The organism is Rufibacter immobilis (assembly GCF_003721565.1).
Classification (GTDB): Bacteria; Bacteroidota; Bacteroidia; order Cytophagales; family Hymenobacteraceae; genus Nibribacter; species Nibribacter immobilis.
Genome location: NZ_RJJE01000001.1, coordinates 247,017 through 267,017, shown reverse-complemented (window position 1 = coordinate 267,017; position 20,001 = coordinate 247,017). Strand labels below are relative to the sequence as shown.

The 20,001-nt window shown below is 53.4% G+C and carries 15 protein-coding genes; 14 read left to right on the top strand and 1 reads right to left on the bottom strand.

Going from position 1 to position 20,001, the window contains the following annotated elements:
• The first annotated feature begins 124 nt into the window (after positions 1 to 124).
• From glf to EFA69_RS01050, 6 genes are all read left to right on the top strand, one after another.
• The gene (gene glf, locus EFA69_RS01075; protein ID WP_123131243.1) at positions 125 to 1,342 is read left to right on the top strand and encodes a UDP-galactopyranose mutase; all 1,218 of its coding nucleotides are present in this window, start codon (positions 125 to 127) and stop codon (positions 1,340 to 1,342) included.
• Positions 1,329 to 3,575, top strand: a complete 2,247-nt coding sequence (gene rfbD / locus EFA69_RS01070; protein ID WP_123131242.1) for a dTDP-4-dehydrorhamnose reductase — start codon at positions 1,329 to 1,331, stop codon at positions 3,573 to 3,575. Before glf ends, rfbD begins: the two co-directional genes overlap by 14 nt.
• A 491-nt stretch (positions 3,576 to 4,066) precedes the next feature.
• Positions 4,067 to 7,453 (top strand): preprotein translocase subunit SecA, encoded by a 3,387-nt coding sequence (gene secA, locus EFA69_RS01065; RefSeq protein WP_123131241.1) that lies wholly within the window; start codon positions 4,067 to 4,069, stop codon positions 7,451 to 7,453.
• Positions 7,437 to 8,108 (top strand): deoxyribose-phosphate aldolase, encoded by a 672-nt coding sequence (deoC, locus tag EFA69_RS01060; protein ID WP_245964461.1) that lies wholly within the window; start codon positions 7,437 to 7,439, stop codon positions 8,106 to 8,108. Before secA ends, deoC begins: the two co-directional genes overlap by 17 nt.
• A gap of 11 nt (positions 8,109 to 8,119) precedes the next feature.
• Positions 8,120 to 8,656, top strand: a complete 537-nt coding sequence (locus EFA69_RS01055) for a PDDEXK family nuclease (RefSeq protein ID WP_148041221.1) — start codon at positions 8,120 to 8,122, stop codon at positions 8,654 to 8,656.
• Positions 8,657 to 8,772: 116 nt separating this feature from the next.
• Entirely contained in the window at positions 8,773 to 9,978 is a 1,206-nt protein-coding gene (locus tag EFA69_RS01050; RefSeq protein WP_123131239.1) for a M20 metallopeptidase family protein, read from the top strand.
• A gap of 158 nt (positions 9,979 to 10,136) precedes the next feature.
• Here the strand turns inward: EFA69_RS01050 and EFA69_RS01045 are convergent, their stop codons facing one another.
• Positions 10,137 to 11,345, bottom strand: coding sequence for a porin (locus tag EFA69_RS01045; RefSeq protein WP_123131238.1), 1,209 nt, complete (start codon positions 11,343 to 11,345; stop codon positions 10,137 to 10,139).
• Between the two features lie 273 nt (positions 11,346 to 11,618).
• Between EFA69_RS01045 and EFA69_RS01040 the strand changes: the two genes are divergently transcribed.
• From EFA69_RS01040 to EFA69_RS01005, 8 genes are all read left to right on the top strand, one after another.
• Complete coding sequence (locus tag EFA69_RS01040; protein WP_123131237.1) at positions 11,619 to 12,053, top strand: Hsp20/alpha crystallin family protein; 435 nt, start codon at positions 11,619 to 11,621, stop codon at positions 12,051 to 12,053.
• Positions 12,054 to 12,234: 181 nt separating this feature from the next.
• Positions 12,235 to 13,725: a Do family serine endopeptidase gene (locus EFA69_RS01035; protein ID WP_123131236.1), complete on the top strand. Its 1,491-nt coding sequence runs from the start codon at positions 12,235 to 12,237 to the stop codon at positions 13,723 to 13,725.
• 136 nt (positions 13,726 to 13,861) lie between these two features.
• Positions 13,862 to 15,406 carry an L-piperidine-6-carboxylate dehydrogenase gene (gene amaB, locus EFA69_RS01030; protein WP_123131235.1) on the top strand — a complete coding sequence of 515 codons (1,545 nt, stop codon included), beginning with the start codon at positions 13,862 to 13,864 and terminating at the stop codon, positions 15,404 to 15,406.
• A 21-nt stretch (positions 15,407 to 15,427) separates the two neighbouring features.
• The gene (locus EFA69_RS01025; protein WP_123131234.1) at positions 15,428 to 16,348 is read left to right on the top strand and encodes an SMP-30/gluconolactonase/LRE family protein; all 921 of its coding nucleotides are present in this window, start codon (positions 15,428 to 15,430) and stop codon (positions 16,346 to 16,348) included.
• A gap of 240 nt (positions 16,349 to 16,588) precedes the next feature.
• Positions 16,589 to 17,086, top strand: a complete 498-nt coding sequence (locus tag EFA69_RS01020) for a PaaI family thioesterase (protein ID WP_123131233.1) — start codon at positions 16,589 to 16,591, stop codon at positions 17,084 to 17,086.
• Between the two features lie 389 nt (positions 17,087 to 17,475).
• The gene (locus EFA69_RS01015) at positions 17,476 to 18,036 is read left to right on the top strand and encodes an RNA polymerase sigma factor (RefSeq protein ID WP_123131232.1); all 561 of its coding nucleotides are present in this window, start codon (positions 17,476 to 17,478) and stop codon (positions 18,034 to 18,036) included.
• A gap of 43 nt (positions 18,037 to 18,079) precedes the next feature.
• The gene (locus EFA69_RS01010) at positions 18,080 to 18,673 is read left to right on the top strand and encodes a hypothetical protein (RefSeq protein WP_123131231.1); all 594 of its coding nucleotides are present in this window, start codon (positions 18,080 to 18,082) and stop codon (positions 18,671 to 18,673) included.
• On the top strand, positions 18,654 to 19,988 hold the full coding sequence (locus tag EFA69_RS01005) for a DUF4097 family beta strand repeat-containing protein (protein ID WP_123131230.1): 1,335 nt from the start codon (positions 18,654 to 18,656) through the stop codon (positions 19,986 to 19,988). The genes EFA69_RS01010 and EFA69_RS01005 overlap by 20 nt, the downstream gene beginning before the upstream one ends.
• Positions 19,989 to 20,001 lie beyond the last annotated feature (13 nt).

The following is a 20,001-nucleotide window of genomic DNA, read 5'->3' as shown; positions in this document are numbered from 1 at the left end:
TTCCAAAAACAGCCCCTAAACGGACACCACTGCCGGCCCTGCCCCTGAAAGAGCAGCAGGCAGCGAAAGCGCAGTAGTTTCAATCATAGCAGCTATCTAAGAAATATTTAAAATTAGCCCATATATGTTCGACTATCTGATTGTAGGTGCAGGATTTGCCGGGAGTGTACTGGCCGAGCGTTTAGCTACGTACTCCAACAAAAAAGTATTAATCATAGACAAGCGTCCGCACATAGCGGGCAATGCCTATGACCATTATAACGAAGACGGGATTCTGGTTCACAAGTACGGTCCGCACATCTTCCATACCAACTCTAAAGAGGTGTTTGAGTACCTGGGGCAATTCACTGAATGGCGGCCGTATGAGCACCGCGTATTGGCCAGCGTAGACGGCCAACAGGTGCCCATGCCCATCAACCTGGACACCATCAATAAACTGTACGGGCTAAGCCTCACGTCCTTTGAGCTGGACAAGTGGTTTGAGTCGGTGGCCGAGAAGGTGCCTATGGTCAAAACCTCTGAGGATGTGGTGGTGAGCAAAGTGGGCCGTGAACTGTATGAGAAGTTCTTCAAGAACTACACCCGCAAGCAGTGGGGCATGGACCCGTCTGAGCTGGATAAATCCGTAACCTCACGTGTGCCCACCCGCACCAACCGTGACGACCGCTACTTCACAGACACGTACCAGGCCATGCCGCTGCACGGTTTTACCAAGATGTTTGAGAAGATGCTGGATCACCCCAACATCAAGATCATGCTCAATACAGACTACCACGAGATCATTGACGTGATTCCGTTCAAAGAGATGATTTACACCGGTCCGGTAGACGAGTACTTTGATTTCAAATACGGTAAACTGCCGTACCGCTCCCTGGAGTTCAAGCATGAGACCGTGAACAAGGAAGTATTCCAGCCGGTGGCCGTGGTGAATTACCCCAATGAGCAGCTGTACACCCGCGTAACAGAATTCAAGTACCTCACCGGGCAGCAGCACCCTAAAACCAGCCTGGTGTACGAGTTCCCGCGCGCCGAGGGAGATCCGTACTACCCAGTTCCAAAGCCAGAAAACGCAGAGCTCTACAACCAGTACAAGAAGCTGGCCGACGCCACGCCCAACGTGCACTTTGTGGGCCGGCTGGCTACTTACAAGTACTACAACATGGACCAGGTAGTGGCGCAGGCGCTCACGCTGCACAAGAAACTGACCGAGAAAGAGAAGATTGCAGTGCCAGTGGTAGACGGCGTAGATGTGCTGCCCAAAGTAGTGCGCGAGGCCCTGAACGGAAGCGGCAGTACCGTAAACGGAAGTTCCACCAAACTGAGTATGAATGGCAAACATTGAGCTTTGGGGCGGCGTTGAGTGTACCGTAAACCGTGTAGGAGAGCAGTACTTTGATCAGCTTGCCCAAAGCGGGCATGCGCGGCGGCTGTCAGATTTAGATCTGTTCGCAGAGCTGGGCATCAAAAAAATACGGTATCCGGTGCTATGGGAAAGTGTGGCGCCAGACCACCCAGAACAAAAGAACTGGGACTGGGCTACCGAGCGCCTGAATCGGCTCCGTGAATTAACTATTGAACCTATCGTGGGGTTGCTGCATCATGGCAGCGGCCCCCGGTACACCCACCTCATAGACGAGGACTTCCCCCATAAATTTGCGCAATACGCACGTGCGGTGGCCCGGCAATTCCCTTGGGTTACGTATTACACCCCTATCAATGAACCCCTGACCACTGCCCGGTTCAGCGCCTTGTACGGCCTGTGGTATCCGCATACCAGAGACGATGCGTCCTTCGTCAAAGCTTTGCTGAACCAGATACAGGGAACCAAACTAGCCATGGAGGCCATCAGGGAGATCAACCCTAGCGCCCAGCTGGTGCAGACCGATGACCTGGGATACTCGCACAGCACCCCCGCCTTGCAATACCAGGCAGACTTTGAGAACCACCGCCGGTGGCTCACTTGGGATCTGCTCTGCGGAAAGGTAAACCAGCAGCACCCCCTTTGGAACTATCTGCTCAAAGCCAAGGCCCCGGAAACGCTCTTGCTGGAACTGCTAGAGAACCCATGCCCGCCCAACGTGATTGGGGTCAATTACTACGTCACCAGCGAGCGTTATTTAGATGAGCACATCGCTGATTATCCTTGGCACACGCACGGCAGCAACCAGAAACACCGCTATGCGGACGTGGAGGCGGTACGCGTACAGGCGGCTTCCCCTTTGGGCGCACAGAAGATACTGGAACAGGCTTGTGACCGCTATAATCTACCCGTCGCTATCACGGAAGCGCACCTATGCTGTACCCGCGAGGAACAGATGCGCTGGTTCACGGAGGTCTGGGATGCCGCCTCGCTGCTAAAAGAACAGGGCAAAAACGTATTAGGCGTCACTGCCTGGACCTTGTTGGGCGCCTATGACTGGAACAGCCTGCTCACACAGAACAGAGGCCATTATGAAATGGGCGTGTATGACCTGCGCGGCGGGGAACCTGCCCGTACCGCTGTTTCAGAATTGCTCACGGGTATAGCCTCAGGAGCGGAGCGGCACCCTCTGTTACAGGTGCCAGGTTGGTGGAACCGTGCCTGCCGCAGCGTGTATCCGCCCTCGGCGGAGTGCCCGGAGGTGTGGGATATTTCCCTGAACAAATCAAAACAGGGCTCTAAGCTTCAGCCACTCCTGATCACGGGAGCCACCGGAACCCTGGGCCGTGCCTTCGCCCGTGTCTGCGATATTCGGGGTATTCCGTATGTGCTGCTCTCGCGCCAGCAGATGGACATCACCAATGAAGATTCTGTTAGAAAAGCCTTAACTCAATATAAACCTTGGGCCGTAGTGAATACTGCCGGTTACGTGCGGGTAGACCAAGCCGAACAGGAGCCGGAAGCCTGTTTCCGGGAGAATACCCTGGGGCCTGCGGTTCTGGCGAAAATCTGTCAGGAGGAGCAAGTGCAACTGGTGACCTTCTCTTCAGATCTGGTTTTTGGAGGCGAGAAAATGGTTGTTTACACTGAGCAAGATACCCCTCAGCCCCTGAATGTGTACGGACGCAGCAAAGCTGAAGCCGAAGCGCAGGTGCTGGCGGCCATGCCCACGGCCCTTGTCATCAGGACCAGTGCTTTCTTCGGACCCTGGGACGAGCATAATTTCGTTTATCATGCCCTGAAGGCGATGGTGCGGCAGGAACCGCTTGAGGCGGCGGCAGACCAGTTCATTACCCCAACCTACGTTCCTGATCTGGTCAATACTACCTTAGATTTACTTATAGACGCAGAAAGTGGCATTTGGCATTTGGCAAACAGAGGAACCTACAGTTGGGCCGAGTTTGCCGCCTTGGCTGCCAATATGGCCGGTCTAGATCCCAAACCATGGCTGGAAGCGGTGCCCTCGGCCAAGATAGGGCAGCCTGCGGCTAGACCAATGTTTTCAGGGCTGGGCACGGTGAAGAGAGGCGTTTTGCCCACCGTGGAAGATGCGTTGCAGCGTTTCCTGCACGCGACGCAGTTCCCGGTACGGCCCTCGCTGCCCCCGCAAGAAGAGGAGGTGGCAGACCAATCTTTGCTGTCGGCGGGGGCTTAGGCTTAGGTGAAGATATCTTTCCGTTTAGGGGCTCTTTTTCCAAAAAGAGCCCCTAAACGGAATTTTTGTGTCTGGCTAGTCCTGTCCTCCTTAACGCCCTGAACAGTTCGTTTTTACCTATTATGACTGGCAGAAATTGCGGTTTTAAACAGTTGGTAAACGATTGCTTTTCCTTTGTTTTCTTGGCTCCAGAATCTTTTTGGATCAGGCGTCAGAGCCGGATACTCTATGGTCTACCCTTGGGTATTACTGTCCTGCTTAGAGGCTGGGATGCACTATTCCCGTTTAGGGGCTCTTTTTCCAAAAAGAGCCCCTAAACGGGAATAGTGCATCTTTTTATGGGTTGTGACCGGAGAAATTCAAACTTTCTCTGCCATCCCGTCAGGCTTAGGAAACTGATCTGCAACTGGTATTGTTTTGGCTTAATAGGAATTTGTCGGAAAATCCGCTTATTTTTGAAATTGAATCAAGTACATCTTAAATAGTATTTTATGTTTGATTTTTTTGGGAAGACGGTCGCCAAGATATTCGGAACCAAGTCGGATCGGGATATCAAGGGCGTGTTGCCGTATGTGGCGCTCATCAACCAGGAGTTTGCCCGTCTGGCCTCCCTGTCTGATGACCAATTGCGGAACCGCACGCAAGAGGTGCAAGCCACCATTGCCGAACGTCTGAAACCCATTGATGATAAAATCGGGGCTCTGCACCAACGCATAGAGAATGAGCCGGAGCTGGATATTGCACAGAAGGAGGAGGTTTTCATCCAGATAGACCAACTGGAGAAAGACCGCAACAAAGATCTGGAAGTGGTGCTCATGGAAGTGCTGCCACAGGCATTCGCTATTGTGAAGGAAACTGCCCGCCGCCTTAAAGAGAACAGCCAACTGGTAGTAACCGCCACCGACTTTGACCGTGAAATTGCGGCCCGCAAACCCAACGTACAGATCAACGGCGACCAGGCTATTTGGGCTAACCGTTGGAACGCCGCCGGTACTGAGGTAGTCTGGGACATGATGCACTATGACGTGCAGCTGATTGGGGGGATTGTGTTGCACCAGGGTAAAATTGCCGAGATGGCGACCGGTGAGGGTAAAACTCTGGTGGCTACCTTGCCTTCCTTCCTCAATGCCCTGGCCAAACGCGGTGTGCACGTGGTAACCGTGAACGATTACCTGGCCAAGCGTGACTCTGAGTGGATGGCGCCGTTGTTTGAGTTCCACGGTATCACCATTGACTGCATAGACAAACACCAACCTAACACAGACGCCCGCCGCAAGGCTTACCTGGCAGACATCACCTACGGTACCAACAACGAGTTCGGGTTTGACTACCTGCGCGACAACATGGCCCGTGAGACAGGTGAACTGGTGCAGCGCAAGCACCACTACGCCATGGTAGATGAGGTGGACTCCGTTCTTATTGATGATGCCCGTACGCCTTTGATCATCTCTGGTCCCGTACCGCGCGGCGATGAGCATGAGTTCTACCTGCTAAAACCAAGAGTAGCCGCTCTGGTAGAAAATCAACGCAAACTGGTGAGCAACTACCTGGTAGAAGCCAAACGCCTGATCAAAGAAGGAAACGACAAAGAAGGAGGTTTGGCCTTGTTCCGGGCTTACCGCGGTTTGCCTAAAAACAAGCCCTTGATCAAGTTCCTGAGTGAAACCGGCGTGCGCCAGATTTTGCTGAAGACCGAGGCTTTCTATCTGCAAGACCATTCCCGCCAAATGCCAGAGGCCGACAAGCCTTTGTTTTTCACCATTGACGAGAAGCACAACCAGATTGAGTTAACCGAAAAAGGGATTGACTTGATCACCGGCCAGGGCGAAGATCCAAACCTGTTCATCTTGCCAGACATTGGGACTGAGCTGGCGGCCATTGAGAACCACCAGGAACTTTCCGCAGATGACAAGTTGCACCAGAAAGAGCGCCTCATCCAGGAGTACCAGGAGAAATCGCAGCGGGTGCACACCATTAACCAGTTGCTCAAAGCCTACACCCTGTTTGAGAAGGACACAGAGTACATTGTGACCGAAGACCGCAAGGTGAAGATTGTAGACGAGCAGACTGGCCGTGTCATGGAAGGCCGTCGTTACTCAGACGGTTTGCACCAGGCCATTGAAGCCAAAGAGAACGTGCGCGTAGAAGACGCTACCCAAACGTACGCCACCGTTACCTTGCAGAACTACTTCCGGATGTACCACAAGCTGGCCGGTATGACCGGTACCGCTGAAACGGAAGCCGGTGAGTTCTGGGAAATCTATAAACTGGACGTGGTAGTGATTCCTACCAACCGCGTAGCCCAGCGTAAAGACGAGCACGACAAGGTGTACAAAACCATGCGTGAGAAGTACAACGCCGTGGCCGAGGAAATCCAGAACCTGACCAAAGCCGGACGTCCGGTACTGGTGGGTACCACTTCCGTGGAAATTTCTGAGCTGGTAAGCCGCATGCTGAAACTTCGCGGCATTCCGCATCAGGTACTCAACGCCAAGCACCACCAGCGCGAGGCTGAGATTGTAGCCGAAGCCGGTAAACCAGGTACCGTGACCATTGCCACTAACATGGCGGGCCGTGGTACAGACATCAAATTGACACCAGAATCTAAAGCCGCCGGTGGTCTGGCCATTATTGGTACAGAACGCCACGAGTCCCGCCGGGTAGACCGTCAGTTGAGAGGTCGTTCCGGCCGTCAGGGTGACCCAGGATCGTCCCAGTTTTTCGTTTCCTTGGAAGACAGTTTGATGCGTCTCTTCGGTTCTGACCGTATTGCGCGTCTCATGGACAGAATGGGTCTGGAAGAAGGCGAAGTGATTCAGCACTCCATGATCACCAACTCCATTGAAAGAGCGCAGAAGAAAGTAGAGGAAAACAACTTCGGGACCCGGAAGCGCCTCTTGGAATATGATGACGTGATGAACGCCCAGCGCGAAGTGGTATACAAACGCCGCCGCAACGCCCTCTACGGAGAGCGCCTGGAGCTGGACATCTGGAACATGATCTATGACGTGACCGAGGACATTGTACAGACGTACAAAGCCACCGGTAACCATGAGGACTTCCTGCTGCACATCATTAGAGTGTATGGTTTCAACTCAGCCATCACGGCGCAGGAGCTCGCCTCGCAGTCGGTAGATACGTTGATGAACCGCCTGTACAATGAGGCGCTGGACTTCTACCTGGCCAAAAACCAACAGATCATGGACCAGTCTGCGCCTATCATGGCAGACATCTATGAGAACCGCGGGCCGATGATTGAGAACATAGCTGTTCCGTTCTCAGACGGTCGCAAGCAGATCACCGCAGTAGCTAACCTGGAGAAAGTAGTGAACAGCCACGGACGTGAGTTGATCAAGACCGTGGAGAAAGTGATCACGCTGGCTACCATTGACCAGGCCTGGACCCAGCACCTCCGCGAGATGGATGACCTGAAGCAGAGCGTGCAGAATGCGGTGTATGAGCAGAAAGATCCGTTGTTGATTTATAAGTTTGAATCGTTTGAGTTGTTCAAGCGCATGATCAGCAAGGTGAACGAAGAAACCATTTCGTTCCTGTTCAAAGCCAACCTGCCGGTACAGGAAGAGCAGCCTGCCCCTGTGCAGGAGGCCCGTCAGCCGCAGGCGCCAAGACCGCCAAGATTGCATGAGCAGAAAGAAGAAGTACACTCTACCTTAGAAGAGTCTGTGCCTTCCATGCCGTCTATGCCGCAGGCGCCCGCCCCTAAGCAGGTACCCGTGAGAGCAGAGAAAATGGCAGGCCGCAATGACCGCGTCAATGTGCAGTACACAGATGGGCGCGTCCTGAAAGACGTAAAATTCAAGAACGTAGAGAACGATTTGCTCAACAACCGTTGCGTACTCCTTGAAGACGAAAATTAAAATTTCACCGGAACAGAGCCTGGCACAGTATATAGACCATACTGTGCTCAGGCCTGATACCACCAATGCCATGGTGGCACAACTCTGCCAGGAAGCCCTTCAACACAGGTTTGCGGCAGTGTGTGTGCCACCATGCTTTGTAAAGCAGGCCGTAGCCGCCCTGCAAGATTCCGGTGTACAGGTGGCTACCGTGGTGGGTTTTCCGTTAGGTTACCAGTTGGCCAAAGTAAAATTCTTTGAGGCCCACCAGGCTTTGTCTGAGGGCGCCACGGAGATTGACGTGGTCATGAACATAGCCGCCTTCAAATCTGGCAAGTATGAGGAGGTAGTGTCTGAATTGCATGAACTCAGTACCCTGTGCCACTTTAAAAACGCCATTCTGAAAGTAATCATTGAGACGGCGTTGCTTTCTGAGGAGGAAATTATGAAAGCCTGTGAAATCTGTACCGAAGCCGAGGCAGATTACGTGAAGACCTCCACCGGTTTTGCGGCCACTGGCGCCCAGATGGAAGATGTGCTCCTCATGCGTGCCAATTTACCCCAACATATTAAAATCAAAGCCTCGGGCGGCATCAAAACCAAGGAAGCCGCCCTTGCGTTGGTAAACGCAGGAGCAGACCGGATTGGAACATCCTCCGGCGTTTCGTTGCTATGACTTGGAGAAACATGACATCCAGATTTTTCGCCTTCCTTTGCTTGGGCGCCATGATGAGTTGCGCGGCCACCGGTGGCTCAACGGGTAACGGTGCCGCTTCCAACAGTTCTGCCCGTTCATCAGACAACAGAAACGGCAGTGGTTCTTCTACGCTGGTAGACACCAAGAAGTACCGCCCTTCCATTCCTGCGGCCACGGCCAGTTCATCGGTGCCCATGGCGCCGGCGGCTCCCGCTAACCACGTACGCAACCAGGTGACGCTGCTCATGGACAGTGTGGTGCAGGTAAACCGGAACATCAAATATGCGGCGGGTTACCGTATTCTTGCCTATACAGGGGTAGAGCGCAAAACAGCTATGGACCTGCGGAACAACATTGTGAGGCGGCTGCCAGAGCAGAAAGACTACCTTACGTTTAAGCAACCCACCTATCAGTTAAAGATTGGAGATTTCATGAGCAGAGTAGAGGCTCAGGTCGCTCTTACCAAGATTCAGGACTTGCTGCCCAACGCCCTGCTGGTGCAGGAAACCATCAATATTCCCAAATAGTTAGATTCTTCAAATCATCTTCCGCCGTTTAGGGGCTGTTTTTCCAAAAACAGCCCCTAAACGGCGGAATCATTTTATAGCCGTACCTTTGGCTTTTACTTACTAGCCTTTTTCCTATGGAAAATTTAGCAGCCCGCATTCAAACCCTGGCCCATACCTATGCCGCAGACACCGTGGCTACCCGCCACCACCTGCACCAGAACCCGGAGCTATCCTTTCAGGAATATGAAACCTCAGCGTACGTGTTCCGGAAACTGCAGGAATACGGCCTGAAGCCCGAGCGGATGACCGAAACGGGAATAGTGGCCTTGGTGAAAGGCAGAAACCCAGAGAAAGCCACCACCGCCCTGCGGGCCGATTTAGATGCCCTGCCCATTCTGGAGACCAACGAGGTCGCGTATAAATCAAGAAATGAAGGGGTGATGCACGCCTGCGGGCATGATGTGCATACATCTTCCCTCTTAACCACCGCCCGCATTTTGCAGGAATTGAAAGACGAATTTGAAGGTACGGTAAAACTGATCTTTCAGCCCGGTGAGGAGAAGTTCCCAGGCGGAGCCTCCCTAATGATCAAAGAAGGCGTGCTCCAAAACCCGGTTCCCCAAAGCATTATGGGGCAGCACGTATTCCCGTTTCTGCCGGCCGGGAAAGTAGGGTTCCGTTCTGGGATGTATATGGCCAGTGCCGATGAAATCTACATCACCGTGAAAGGCAAAGGCGGCCACGGCGGCTTGCCGGAGCAACTGGTGGATCCAGTCTTGATTTCAGCGCATCTGTTGGTGGCGCTTCAGCAGATTGTGAGCCGCAGGGCTAACCCCAAAACACCGTCGGTGCTGTCCTTCGGGAAGGTGATCGCCAACGGTGCCACCAACGTGATTCCGGGTGAAGTGAAGATAGAAGGCACCTTCCGGACCATGGATGAGGCCTGGCGCGCCGAAGCCAAACAAAAAATAAAGCAACTGGCCGAAGGCCTCTGCGAAAGCATGGGCGGCTCCTGTGATATCACCATCATGGACGGCTACCCGTTCCTGAAAAATGATCCGGCGCTGGTAGCCCGCGCCCGCGCCGCCGCTGAGGCCTATCTGGGGCCGGAAAATGTGGTGGAGCTGGATATGTGGATGGCCGCTGAGGATTTCGCCTACTACTCCCAACAAACAGATGCGTGTTTCTATAGATTAGGTACCCGCAATGAAGCGCAGGGAATCACCTCCGGGGTGCATACGCCTACCTTCAACATTGACGAAGACGCATTAGAGGTGGGCAGCGGCCTCATGGCCTGGTTGGCCATCCAGGAGCTTCAGTCGCTGGGAGGTAAAATCTAGTTAATGCTTTATCAAAGCAGTTGCCACATTACCCACCCCTACCCCTCCAAGGAGGGGACTTTCTCCTGCTAACTTTGCAGATTATTCCCCTCTTTGGAGGGGTAGGGGTGGGTATCACTGTTGGGCGGTAAACCGCGCAACTCGGGTTATCGGGTTAATTAAATACCCAGCTCCAGTTGCAGGCGCAGAATCCAATTGTCTTGGGTAGTGTTGGCGGCTAAGTCTTCCTGGGTTTGGTAGGTGAGGTCAGATTGCAGCTTGATGCGGTGCCAGTTTACGTAATAGTTGGCTGCCACCGTGTATTGTTTCGTCTGGAGGGTCAGGTGCTGAATCTCCCGTTCCGGAGTGATGACTGAATAACGCCCCGCCAGTTCAAAATGGTTGGGAAACTGATAGCTTACCTGCCCATTGTAGCCTTGGCCGGCGTACACATACTGCAGATCGTCGGCTTCTGCCGGGAACACCAGATGACTTCCTTCCCGCTGAATCCACTCGTGGTATGTAGCCCAACCGTTGTACTTGAAAACCAGATCGGCCATGGCCGATTGTAGGTCTGTGAACCCCGAGACCTCTGCTCCAATCTGTCCGCCGGTGCGGTAAGCATTGTCATTTTCTGAGAAGCCAATCCCTACAGACAGCTTGGGAGTAGGTTCGCGTACCCAATCTCCCTCAAAATAATCTCCGTCCATGGTGAACTCCCCTAATGGGAGGACTTCGGCCCGGGCGGTATACGCCAATCCAGAACCTGCAAGGGGAGAAGTGTTTCGGCCATCGCCGTTAGAGAGGGCGGCTTGCAGGCGCACCGGCACAGCACCAATCTGGTGCCGGTAAGAAGCGAAAAGCCCGAAGTCGCGGTCAAGGGTAAAGGTGGCGTTCACAATGGAGCGATCTACAAACTGCTGTTCGCCGGAGGAGATGACCCGCTGTCGGTTGCCGGGTAGTTTGGTTTGGCCAAAGCCTAGCTTGAGCCGAGGGGTGAACTGGTAATACACCACCGCGTCTCTGATAATTTGGGGATGATCGGAGTTGGCCACATCCATATCGCCGGGGGAGAAGCCCAGTTGAAGAGAGTACGTCAGCTTCTTGTTGTAGAGAAAGCCCGAAGTGCGCAGCCGAAGCCGCTTGATGTAACCACCTTTTGAGGCCAACGAAAGGGAGTTGCCGTCTTGGGTGGTGAACTCGGCACGGCTCTGGATTCTGAACCGGAGGTTGATGCCCGCCAGTGAGTCGCGGGTGAGAATTCTGATTCCCTTGGTCCGGTCCAGTAGCACATCAGTTTTTCTATCTGTCTTTAAGTCTTGTGTAAAGCCTGGCAAATGCAGCGTCAGGAGTAGGAGAGCGAGCCAATAGTATTTCTTTTTCTTCATAGTTTGTGGCGATAAGCTTAATGGATGAGGGCAAACAAGGCCCTGAAACCGGAAAGAATCTGGAATCCATATTTTTATTGCCAAATTTTTCAGTGGCTGTTGCGTCAAAGAAGGAGGTATAGGTAAGTGAAAGCAGACATTGTGTCTTTTAATTTGTAGACTTAATTGAATTTTTTAGGACTTTTTGTCTTATTTAGAAAGGTTTTTGCGGTTGGTACAGAATTTATAGATAGGTAGATATCCAAGTGAAACTTCTAACTAAGAAATAAGACAATGACAACTGTAAAACAACACCCGGTATTGCAAAGCAGAGCTCCTCAGGCATTTAGCAGTCTGTTAGACAGCTTCTTCAATGATGCCGTAAGCACCCGCCGCGTACAAGGCTTTACCCCTGCGGTAGATCTTTGGGAAACAGATAAGAGCTATGAACTGGAAATGGCTCTGCCTGGTCTCAAGAAAGAAAACATTCAGGTTGAGTTTGAGGAAAACGTGCTGCGCATTAGCGGTGAGCGTACCTTCAACAAAGAGAGCAAGGAGCAGAAATTCCATAGAGTGGAAAATCTGTACGGTAAATTCAGCCGCGCCTTCCAGCTTCCAGAACATGTAGATGCCACCGCCATAGATGCTCAGTTTGAGAATGGAGTGCTGCACATCTCAGTGCCCAAAGTGGAGGAGAAAGTGGTAAAACACCAGATCTCTGTGAAATAACAAAACGTTAAGAGTATGTTAAAAAGGCGCTCCTGGGCGCCTTTTTGGCGTAGTCTTTGTTGACATAAGAATACTAGTTTTGCTATTTTAGCGTTTGGCACGTAAGAAATAAACAACAACTGTTGATTCCTTTTGCCAAAGAGATACGATCAATTTATTAACTATAAAGCTGACCTATAAGATGAAAACGAAACAGTTTATGTTGGGGCTTATGCTCTCTGCAATGGTAGGCGGCGGTGTGGCTGTTGGTGGTTATAAACTGCTGGAAGATGATGCGCCCGCCCCTGGGCAGCAATTGCCAAATACGAATGTGCGGTACACCAGCGCCATGCGCTCTTCAAACGTAGTAGTGCCCGAAGGGTTGAACTTCGTGACCTCAGCAGAGTTGGTAACCCCGGCGGTAGTACACGTAACCACAGAATACAAAGTACAGGCGCGTAGAGCCCCAAGTGATATCCACCCTTTTTTCCGCGATTTCTTCGGGGATGATTTTGAAGGCTATCAGCGCCAGCAAGGCCCGGCCATGGGTTCTGGTTCTGGGGTGATCATTGCCTCCAACGGCTATATTGTCACTAATAACCACGTGATTGACCGCGCCGACAAGATTCAGGTGATCTTGGACGACAAGCGCACTTTCGATGCCACCTTGGTGGGCACAGACCCAAATACAGATATCGCGCTGTTGAAGATCAACGCAGACAACCTGCCGGCCCTGCGCTACGGCAACTCAGACAACGTGAAAGTAGGCGAGTGGGTGTTGGCGGTGGGTAACCCCTTCAACCTGAACTCAACCGTAACCGCCGGTATTGTGAGCGCCAAAGGCCGTAACGTGGGTATTCTGCAAGGGGCCGGTAACATGAGCGTAGAGTCTTTCATCCAGACAGACGCTGCCGTGAACCCCGGTAACAGCGGGGGAGCCCTGGTGAACCTGAATGGTGACCTTGTGGGTATCAATACCGCCATTGCTTCGCAGACTGGAACCTTTGCCGGTTATTCCTTCGCGGTACCTTCTTCCATCGTGAGTAAAGTGGTAGATGACCTCCTGAAATACGGGGAGGTGCAACGCGCGCTCCTGGGGGTGCAGATGCAGGAAGTAGACGCAGATCTGGCTAAAGAAAAAAGCCTGAAGACCTTGAACGGGGTGTACGTGGCCGGTTTCTCTGAGAGCAGCGCCGCTAAAACCGCCGGTTTACAAGAAGGCGACGTAATCACGGAGATCAACGGCGTGAAAGTGAACACCGGTGCCCAGTTGCAGGAGCAGGTAACCCGTTACCGTCCCGGCGATAAGATCAAGGTGACGTACATGAGAGGCGGCAGCGCAAAAACTGCCAACGTGACCCTGCGCAACGCCAACGGCAGCACCGAGATTGTGAAGCGTGATCCTAACTCATCTAAATCCATGACCATTGACGGCGCTAGATTTGAGGCGGCCAGCAAGCAGGAGTTGAATAAGTTGGAGATTACCGGCGGGGTGAAGATCAGTGGGGTAGAGAAAAGCAACTTCGCGGAGACCGGCATGAAAGACGGCTTCATCATCACCAGCATTGACCGCAACCCTACGGCTACGCCGCAAGACGTAGACAAAATCCTGAAGAGTACCCGCAGAGGCGGTCTGCTCATTGAAGGGGTTTACCCAGATGGCCGCAGAGCGTATTACGCCATTGGTCGCTAGTTTGGGCCCTATTTAAGAAAAACAGGCGCTAAACGCCTTTTAAAGCTCCTGCCGGTAGGCAGGAGCTTTTTTTGTTTTATATCTTAGCAGAAAGGCCTATACTAGGGCTAATTCTTGTGAGTTTAATCCATATTGTATGCAAACAGACATCTCCCAAATACTCTCCCAATTAGGAATAAAAGAAGTAAACCCCGCCTACAGTACCGGTTTAACCTGGGGCGGTGAGCAGAGCCAGCAGACCCGCACCATCCATTCGCCCACCAACGGGAAATCCATCGCTACCGTGAACATGGCCTCTGAAGAAGACTATGAGCAGGTGATCACCCAGGCGCAGCAGGCGTTTCTGGAGTGGCGCAAGTGGCCATCGCCCAAGCGGGGCGAGGTGGTGCGCCAGATAGGGCAGAAGCTACGGGAGTACAAAGAGCCACTGGGCAAGTTGGTGAGCTATGAAATGGGTAAGATCTTGCAGGAAGGCCTGGGCGAAGTGCAGGAAATGATTGACATCTGCGATTTCGCGGTGGGCTTGTCGCGGCAGCTGCACGGCTACACCATGCACTCTGAGCGGCCCACGCACCGCATGTATGAGCAGTACCACCCGCTGGGCATTGTGGGTGTGATCTCGGCGTTCAATTTTCCGGTAGCGGTCTGGAGCTGGAATGCCATGCTGGCCGCCATCTGCGGCGATGTGGTAGTTTGGAAGCCTTCGGAGAAAACCCCGTTAACGGCAGTGGCCTGTCAGCAGATCATCCAGGACGTGTTGCAGGAAAACCAGGTGCCCGAAGGCGTGTTCAACGTGATTGTGGGTGATGCCGTGATTGGCAGCAAAATGGCCCATGATGAGCGCGTGCCCTTGGTGTCGGCTACGGGTTCTACCCGCATGGGCAAGAAAGTAGGCGAGGCCGTGGGAGCTAGGCTGGGCAAGTCTCTGCTGGAACTGGGCGGAAACAATGCTATCATCCTAACCCCTAACGCAGACCTGGAAATGGCCATCAGGGCGGTGGTGTTTGGTGCGGTGGGCACCTGCGGACAGCGCTGCACGTCTACCCGCCGTCTGATCATCCATGACAGCATCTATGACGAGGTAAAAGAGCGCCTCCTCAAGGTGTACCCCAACCTACCCATCGGTGATCCGTTGAAAGACGGCATTCTGGTGGGTCCGCTCATTGACAAAGAGGCCACGGCCGCTTTCCTCAGCGCCCTGGAAAGAGTGCAGCAGGAAGGCGGGAAGCTACTGACGGGCGGAACCGTGTTGGAAGGCGAAGGATATGCCACCGGCACCTACGTTTCCCCGGCCATTGTGGAAGCAGAAAACCACTATCACACCGTGCAGGAAGAGACGTTCGCGCCTATTCTGTATCTCATTAAATACAGTGGCGGCGTGGAAGACGCCATTGCTATCCAGAACGGCGTGCGGCAGGGCTTGTCTTCGTCCATTTTCTCCTCCAACCTGCTGGAAACCGAAGCTTTCCTGAGCCACTGGGGTTCTGACTGCGGCATTGCCAACGTGAACATAGGAACATCCGGCGCCGAGATTGGCGGGGCCTTTGGGGGCGAGAAAGACACCGGCGGCGGCCGCGAGTCGGGGTCAGATGCGTGGCGTTTCTACATGAGAAGACAGACTAACACCATCAACTTCGGGCGGGAGTTGCCGTTGGCCCAAGGAATTAAATTCGATTTCTAAGGCCGCTTTCAGGTGTCTGACATGACTAGGCAAAACAGCTTTTTGGCAGTAGCGGGCATTGTTCTTGTCCTGCTGCTGCCCACATTGCTTTCGGCACAGAGTATAGACCAGAAAGCTATTGTAGCCAAAGGGGCCCAGGTGGAGAAGTTGGGTGACGGATATTCCTTCACTGAGGGGCCGGCAGTAGACCGGGAAGGGAACGTGTACTTCACAGATCAACCCAATAACAAGATCTTCAAATGGTCTGCCGGCACGGGGAAGATTACACTGTTCACAGATCAGGCGGGGCGTTCCAACGGGCTGTATTTTGACCGGAAGGGCTATCTCATCGCGGCCGCAGACATGGACAACCAGCTTTGGTCTTTTGACCAGGCGGCGCACCACACGGTACTTGTTTCTGATTACCAAGGCAAACTGCTCAACGGCCCCAATGACCTCTGGATTGCCCCCACGGGTGCCATGTACGTCACTGACCCCTTGTACAAGAGAGAGTACTGGACCAGGAACCCCGAAAGGCAGCAGGATGGCGAGCACGTGTATTACCTAAGCCCAGACCGCTCCCATTTTTACCGCGTAGCCGAAGACCTGGTGAAACCAAACGGAATTGTAGGCACGCCCGATGGGAAGAAGCTCTATGTGGCAGACGCCGAAGCCGGAAAAACCTACGTGTACACCATCAAGGCAGACGGTTCCCTTACGGATAAAAAGCTGTTCGTGAACATGGGCTCAGACGGCATGACGATAGACAACCACGGCAACGTCTACCTCACCGGAAAAGGAGTCACGGTATTTGACAAAGAAGGGAAACAGATTGCGCATATTCCCATTCAGGAGGACTGGACCGCCAATGTGGTGTTCGGGGGGAAAGACCGGTCAACGCTTTTCATCACGGCCATGGGCGCAGTGTACGGGCTGAGAATGACGGTAAAAGGCGTGTTGTAACCCATCATCTTCGCCTGGGGCTTTGCGTTTAGGGGCTGTTTTTTGAAAAAGAGCCCCTAAACGCAAAGCCCCCACGGAGGTGATCCTCAGCATCTAGATGTAGAAATTCACTGAAAGCCCAAGCTGTTTCAACGGTTTGGGCTTTTGCGTTTAGAGGTCGTTTTTTCAAAAAGACCCCCTAAACAGAAAGCAGAACTACGCCAGATTACGTATCTTTTCTGGCAAACCATTCTCTGCCGTATGCCCAGCACTTCCGTAGCCGCGTTCAAAAAGGTCATCACCAATCCCGTAAAGCTAAAACTGTTTCTGTTTAAGAACCTGCCCATGGCGTACCTGGCAGGCGTCAGGATCAAGAGTCTGACCGAGCAGGAGGCGCAGGTGACCATTGAGTACGGCTACCTCACCAAGAACCCGTTTAAATCCATCTACTTCGCCTGCCTGAGCATGGCCGCCGAGATGGCCTCCGGGGTGTTGAGCATGATGTACCTGTACAAGGCGCAGCCATCGGTGTCTATGCTGGTGGTGAGCCTGGAGGCGGAGTTCACCAAGAAAGCCGTGGGTACTGTCACCTTCACCTGCGCAGACGGGGCCGCCATTGCCCAGGCCGTGCACCAAACCCAACAGACCGGCCAGGGCACCAGCGTGCAGGCCCTGAGCATTGGCCGTGATGAGCAGGGCGAAGAAGTAGCCCGCTTCCGGATTACCTGGTCCTTCAAAGCCAGGACCCCCAGGGCTTAACTTCCTTTTCCATCATCCTTCGGGCTGGCTTTCTCTCTTTCGGCATCGGTTTGTTTTGCCGCAGGTAACTTATAGCCGTCTGTCTTCAACCTTCCACTGCCTCGTGCGGCACCGTGGCCTGCAGTTCTCTGCGCTTGCTAAGAAGCAGAGAGCCAGTAAGTAGCAGCTTGCCGGGAGTTTGTGGCAACTTGGCGAAATAAATGAATAAATTAAGGGAATAAAAAAGAAGGCGAATTTTTGGACCGCCGTGCAACCCTGAGCCACTTTGCGTGTCTTTTGGATAGAAGATAGGAACAAAGGAGAGTCTGGAGGCTCTGAGTGGCGTTGGTGTTGTTCCGTGAGATGCTGTTACTAGATTACCATCATGATGAGCCTTAACCGGTAACGATTTGGAGACGCTGGAATACACCGACGTAAACGCGCACATAGTGGCCCGCTGCAAAGAGGGCGACCGGAAGGCGCAATATGAGCTCTACAAGCTCTACAGTAAATCTATGTTCAACGTGAGCATGCGCATCACCAATGACTACACAGAGGCCGAGGACGTGTTGCAGGAGTCGTTTCTGAGCGCGTTCCGGGAGCTGCACACCTTCAAGGGCGACTCCACCTTTGGCAGCTGGCTGAAGCGCATTGTCATCAACAAGTCCATTACCAAGGTGCGGGGCCGGCGGTTGCAGGTAGAACCTATGGAGGACCACCAGGACTTCGCAGACGAGGGCCCAGACCCCGCCCAGGAAGACATGGACTACAAAGTGGAAAGCATCAAAAAGGCCATACAGTCTTTGCCAGACGGATACCGGGTTGTGCTCACCCTGTACCTGCTGGAAGGATATGACCACGGCGAGATTGCCGAAATATTGAGTATCAGTGAGGCCACGTCTAAGTCACAGTACAGCCGGGCCCGCAAAAAATTGTTGAGTCTTATGCAGGAGCAGATGTTTTTAAGCTGATTTTGGAAAAAGACCCCCTAAACGAGTACAAAGAGCAATAGCCATGAAAGATAAATTAAAAGATTTTGTACAGGACCACCGTGATGAGTTTGACTCCTTCGCCCCGCGCCCAGACCTGTGGCAAGACATAGCCGCCGAACTGCAGCAGGAGAACAGCAAACCCATGCTGGCCGTTGCGCCAGAGCCCGCCCAAGCCAAAGTGTTCTCCCTTAACTGGAACACCGCCTTCCGGTATGCCGCCGCCGTGGCCGTACTGGTGATGGTGGCTTTTACGGCGCAGTACTTTATCTCCAATTCAGCAGACCAAACGGGTTCAGTGGCTGCCACCCAGCCGGTAACCTTAGATAAAATAGCCCCTGAGCTGCGCCAGATAGAAACCCAGTACGTGCAGGTGATCCAGGAAAAAGAATCTGAGTTGAAGGCCATGGGGGCCGGAGACATCCGGTTCGCAGATTTAGACTCGGCTTACAATGAACTGAAAAAAGAGCTGTACACTACCCCCAACAAAGAAGTACTGCTGCAGGCCATGAGCGATAACCTCAAAATGAGGATTGCGCTCCTGAACCAACAGCTGGAGGTACTGGAAAACAGAAGCAAAGAACAAACCCGCGTTCGTCATGAAACTACCAATATCTAAACTACTCCCGGTCCTCTGCTTTTGCGCAGCCGTAGGTACCGCCCAGGCGCAGACCGTGCATGTGCCGGCAACGCCTTCCTGCCATGACGCCATCACCCACGTAACCAAGGCTGAGGTAGCCGCTCACGTGGAGCAGGCATTGTCTTCCCTCAAATCTTTGGAGGTATTGGAGAACCTCAGGGAGATGAAAGTGGTGGAAAACCTCGAACTCCTGGCTTCGCCCGCGCGCGCTATGCAAGACCTGGACCTGCCAGAGCTGCCGGTTCTGCCCAACCTTGCCCAGGTCATGGCGCAAGACCTGGCGCAAGAAACCACGGGCGAGGTGTACAGCAAGAGCCGCAAAGTGAGTCGCAGCTTCAAAGTAGACCGCGCAGACAAACTCAACATAGAAAACCAGTTTGGCCGGGTAGACGTGCAAACCTGGGCCAAAAACGAGATTGCCGTGGAGGTGACCATTGTGGCCCGCGCCGTGACCGAAGCCAAAGCCCAGGAAATCCTGGACCGGATCAACATCAACGAGCTCCGCAGCGGCGGCCTCATTTCCTTCGTGACGCAGTGGGAGCCCATGCAGATCAGGAGCAGCAGCGAGAAAGGCTTTGAGATCAACTACCTGGTGAGAATGCCCAAGGCCAATCCGCTGCGGGTGAGCAACAAATACGGAACCGTGCAACTGCCTGATTTTGACGGCCCCACGGAGCTGGAGCTCAAATACGCCAAACTCACCACCGGCAGCCTCAACAACACCAGAAACAGCATTACGGTGGCCTACAGCGGCGGCGAGTGCCGGTTGGCCTACGTGAAGGGCGGCAATCTCAATTTCAAGTACTCCAGCATGCAGCTGGCTGCCGCCGATGACATCAGGGCCACCACCGCCTACAGCAACATCGGCATAGACAAAGTAGACGTGCTCAGCATGGAGAGCCGCTATGACGCCCGTTTCCATGTGGGTTCCGCCAGTCAGGTTTCTGGTTCTGGGAGCTACTCCAACATCAAGATTGGGAACCTGCGCGAATCCGCGAGCCTCAACGTGAAGTACTGCTCCGGTTTTGAGATCAGCAACGTGGCCAGCGGTTTCAGGAAAGTGGACCTGACGGGCGGCTACACCGGCATGGCCCTGGGCTTCGCCGATAACTCGGCCTTCAATTTTGAGGTGGACACGCACTACGGAAGCCTGAAAATGAACCAAGACCTGGCCGACTTCAGCTTCAAGGAAGTCCGGAACACCTCCAGCACCTATAAAGGCAAGTACGGGAAAGCATCGCCCAAAGGGTCCGTGAACGTGTCTAGCAGGTACGGCAGCATTGCGTTCAACTAAAGAAACACCCCTG

Coding starts and splice junctions, on each gene's coding strand:
- glf (WP_123131243.1), top strand. CDS start 125: ATGTTCGACTATCTGATTGTAGGTGCAGGATTTGCCGGGAGTGTACTG.
- rfbD (WP_123131242.1), top strand. CDS start 1,329: ATGGCAAACATTGAGCTTTGGGGCGGCGTTGAGTGTACCGTAAACCGT.
- secA (WP_123131241.1), top strand. CDS start 4,067: ATGTTTGATTTTTTTGGGAAGACGGTCGCCAAGATATTCGGAACCAAG.
- EFA69_RS01055 (WP_148041221.1), top strand. CDS start 8,120: ATGACATCCAGATTTTTCGCCTTCCTTTGCTTGGGCGCCATGATGAGT.
- EFA69_RS01050 (WP_123131239.1), top strand. CDS start 8,773: ATGGAAAATTTAGCAGCCCGCATTCAAACCCTGGCCCATACCTATGCC.
- EFA69_RS01045 (WP_123131238.1), bottom strand. CDS start 11,345: ATGAAGAAAAAGAAATACTATTGGCTCGCTCTCCTACTCCTGACGCTG.
- EFA69_RS01040 (WP_123131237.1), top strand. CDS start 11,619: ATGACAACTGTAAAACAACACCCGGTATTGCAAAGCAGAGCTCCTCAG.
- EFA69_RS01035 (WP_123131236.1), top strand. CDS start 12,235: ATGAAAACGAAACAGTTTATGTTGGGGCTTATGCTCTCTGCAATGGTA.
- amaB (WP_123131235.1), top strand. CDS start 13,862: ATGCAAACAGACATCTCCCAAATACTCTCCCAATTAGGAATAAAAGAA.
- EFA69_RS01025 (WP_123131234.1), top strand. CDS start 15,428: ATGACTAGGCAAAACAGCTTTTTGGCAGTAGCGGGCATTGTTCTTGTC.
- EFA69_RS01020 (WP_123131233.1), top strand. CDS start 16,589: ATGCCCAGCACTTCCGTAGCCGCGTTCAAAAAGGTCATCACCAATCCC.
- EFA69_RS01010 (WP_123131231.1), top strand. CDS start 18,080: ATGAAAGATAAATTAAAAGATTTTGTACAGGACCACCGTGATGAGTTT.
- EFA69_RS01005 (WP_123131230.1), top strand. CDS start 18,654: ATGAAACTACCAATATCTAAACTACTCCCGGTCCTCTGCTTTTGCGCA.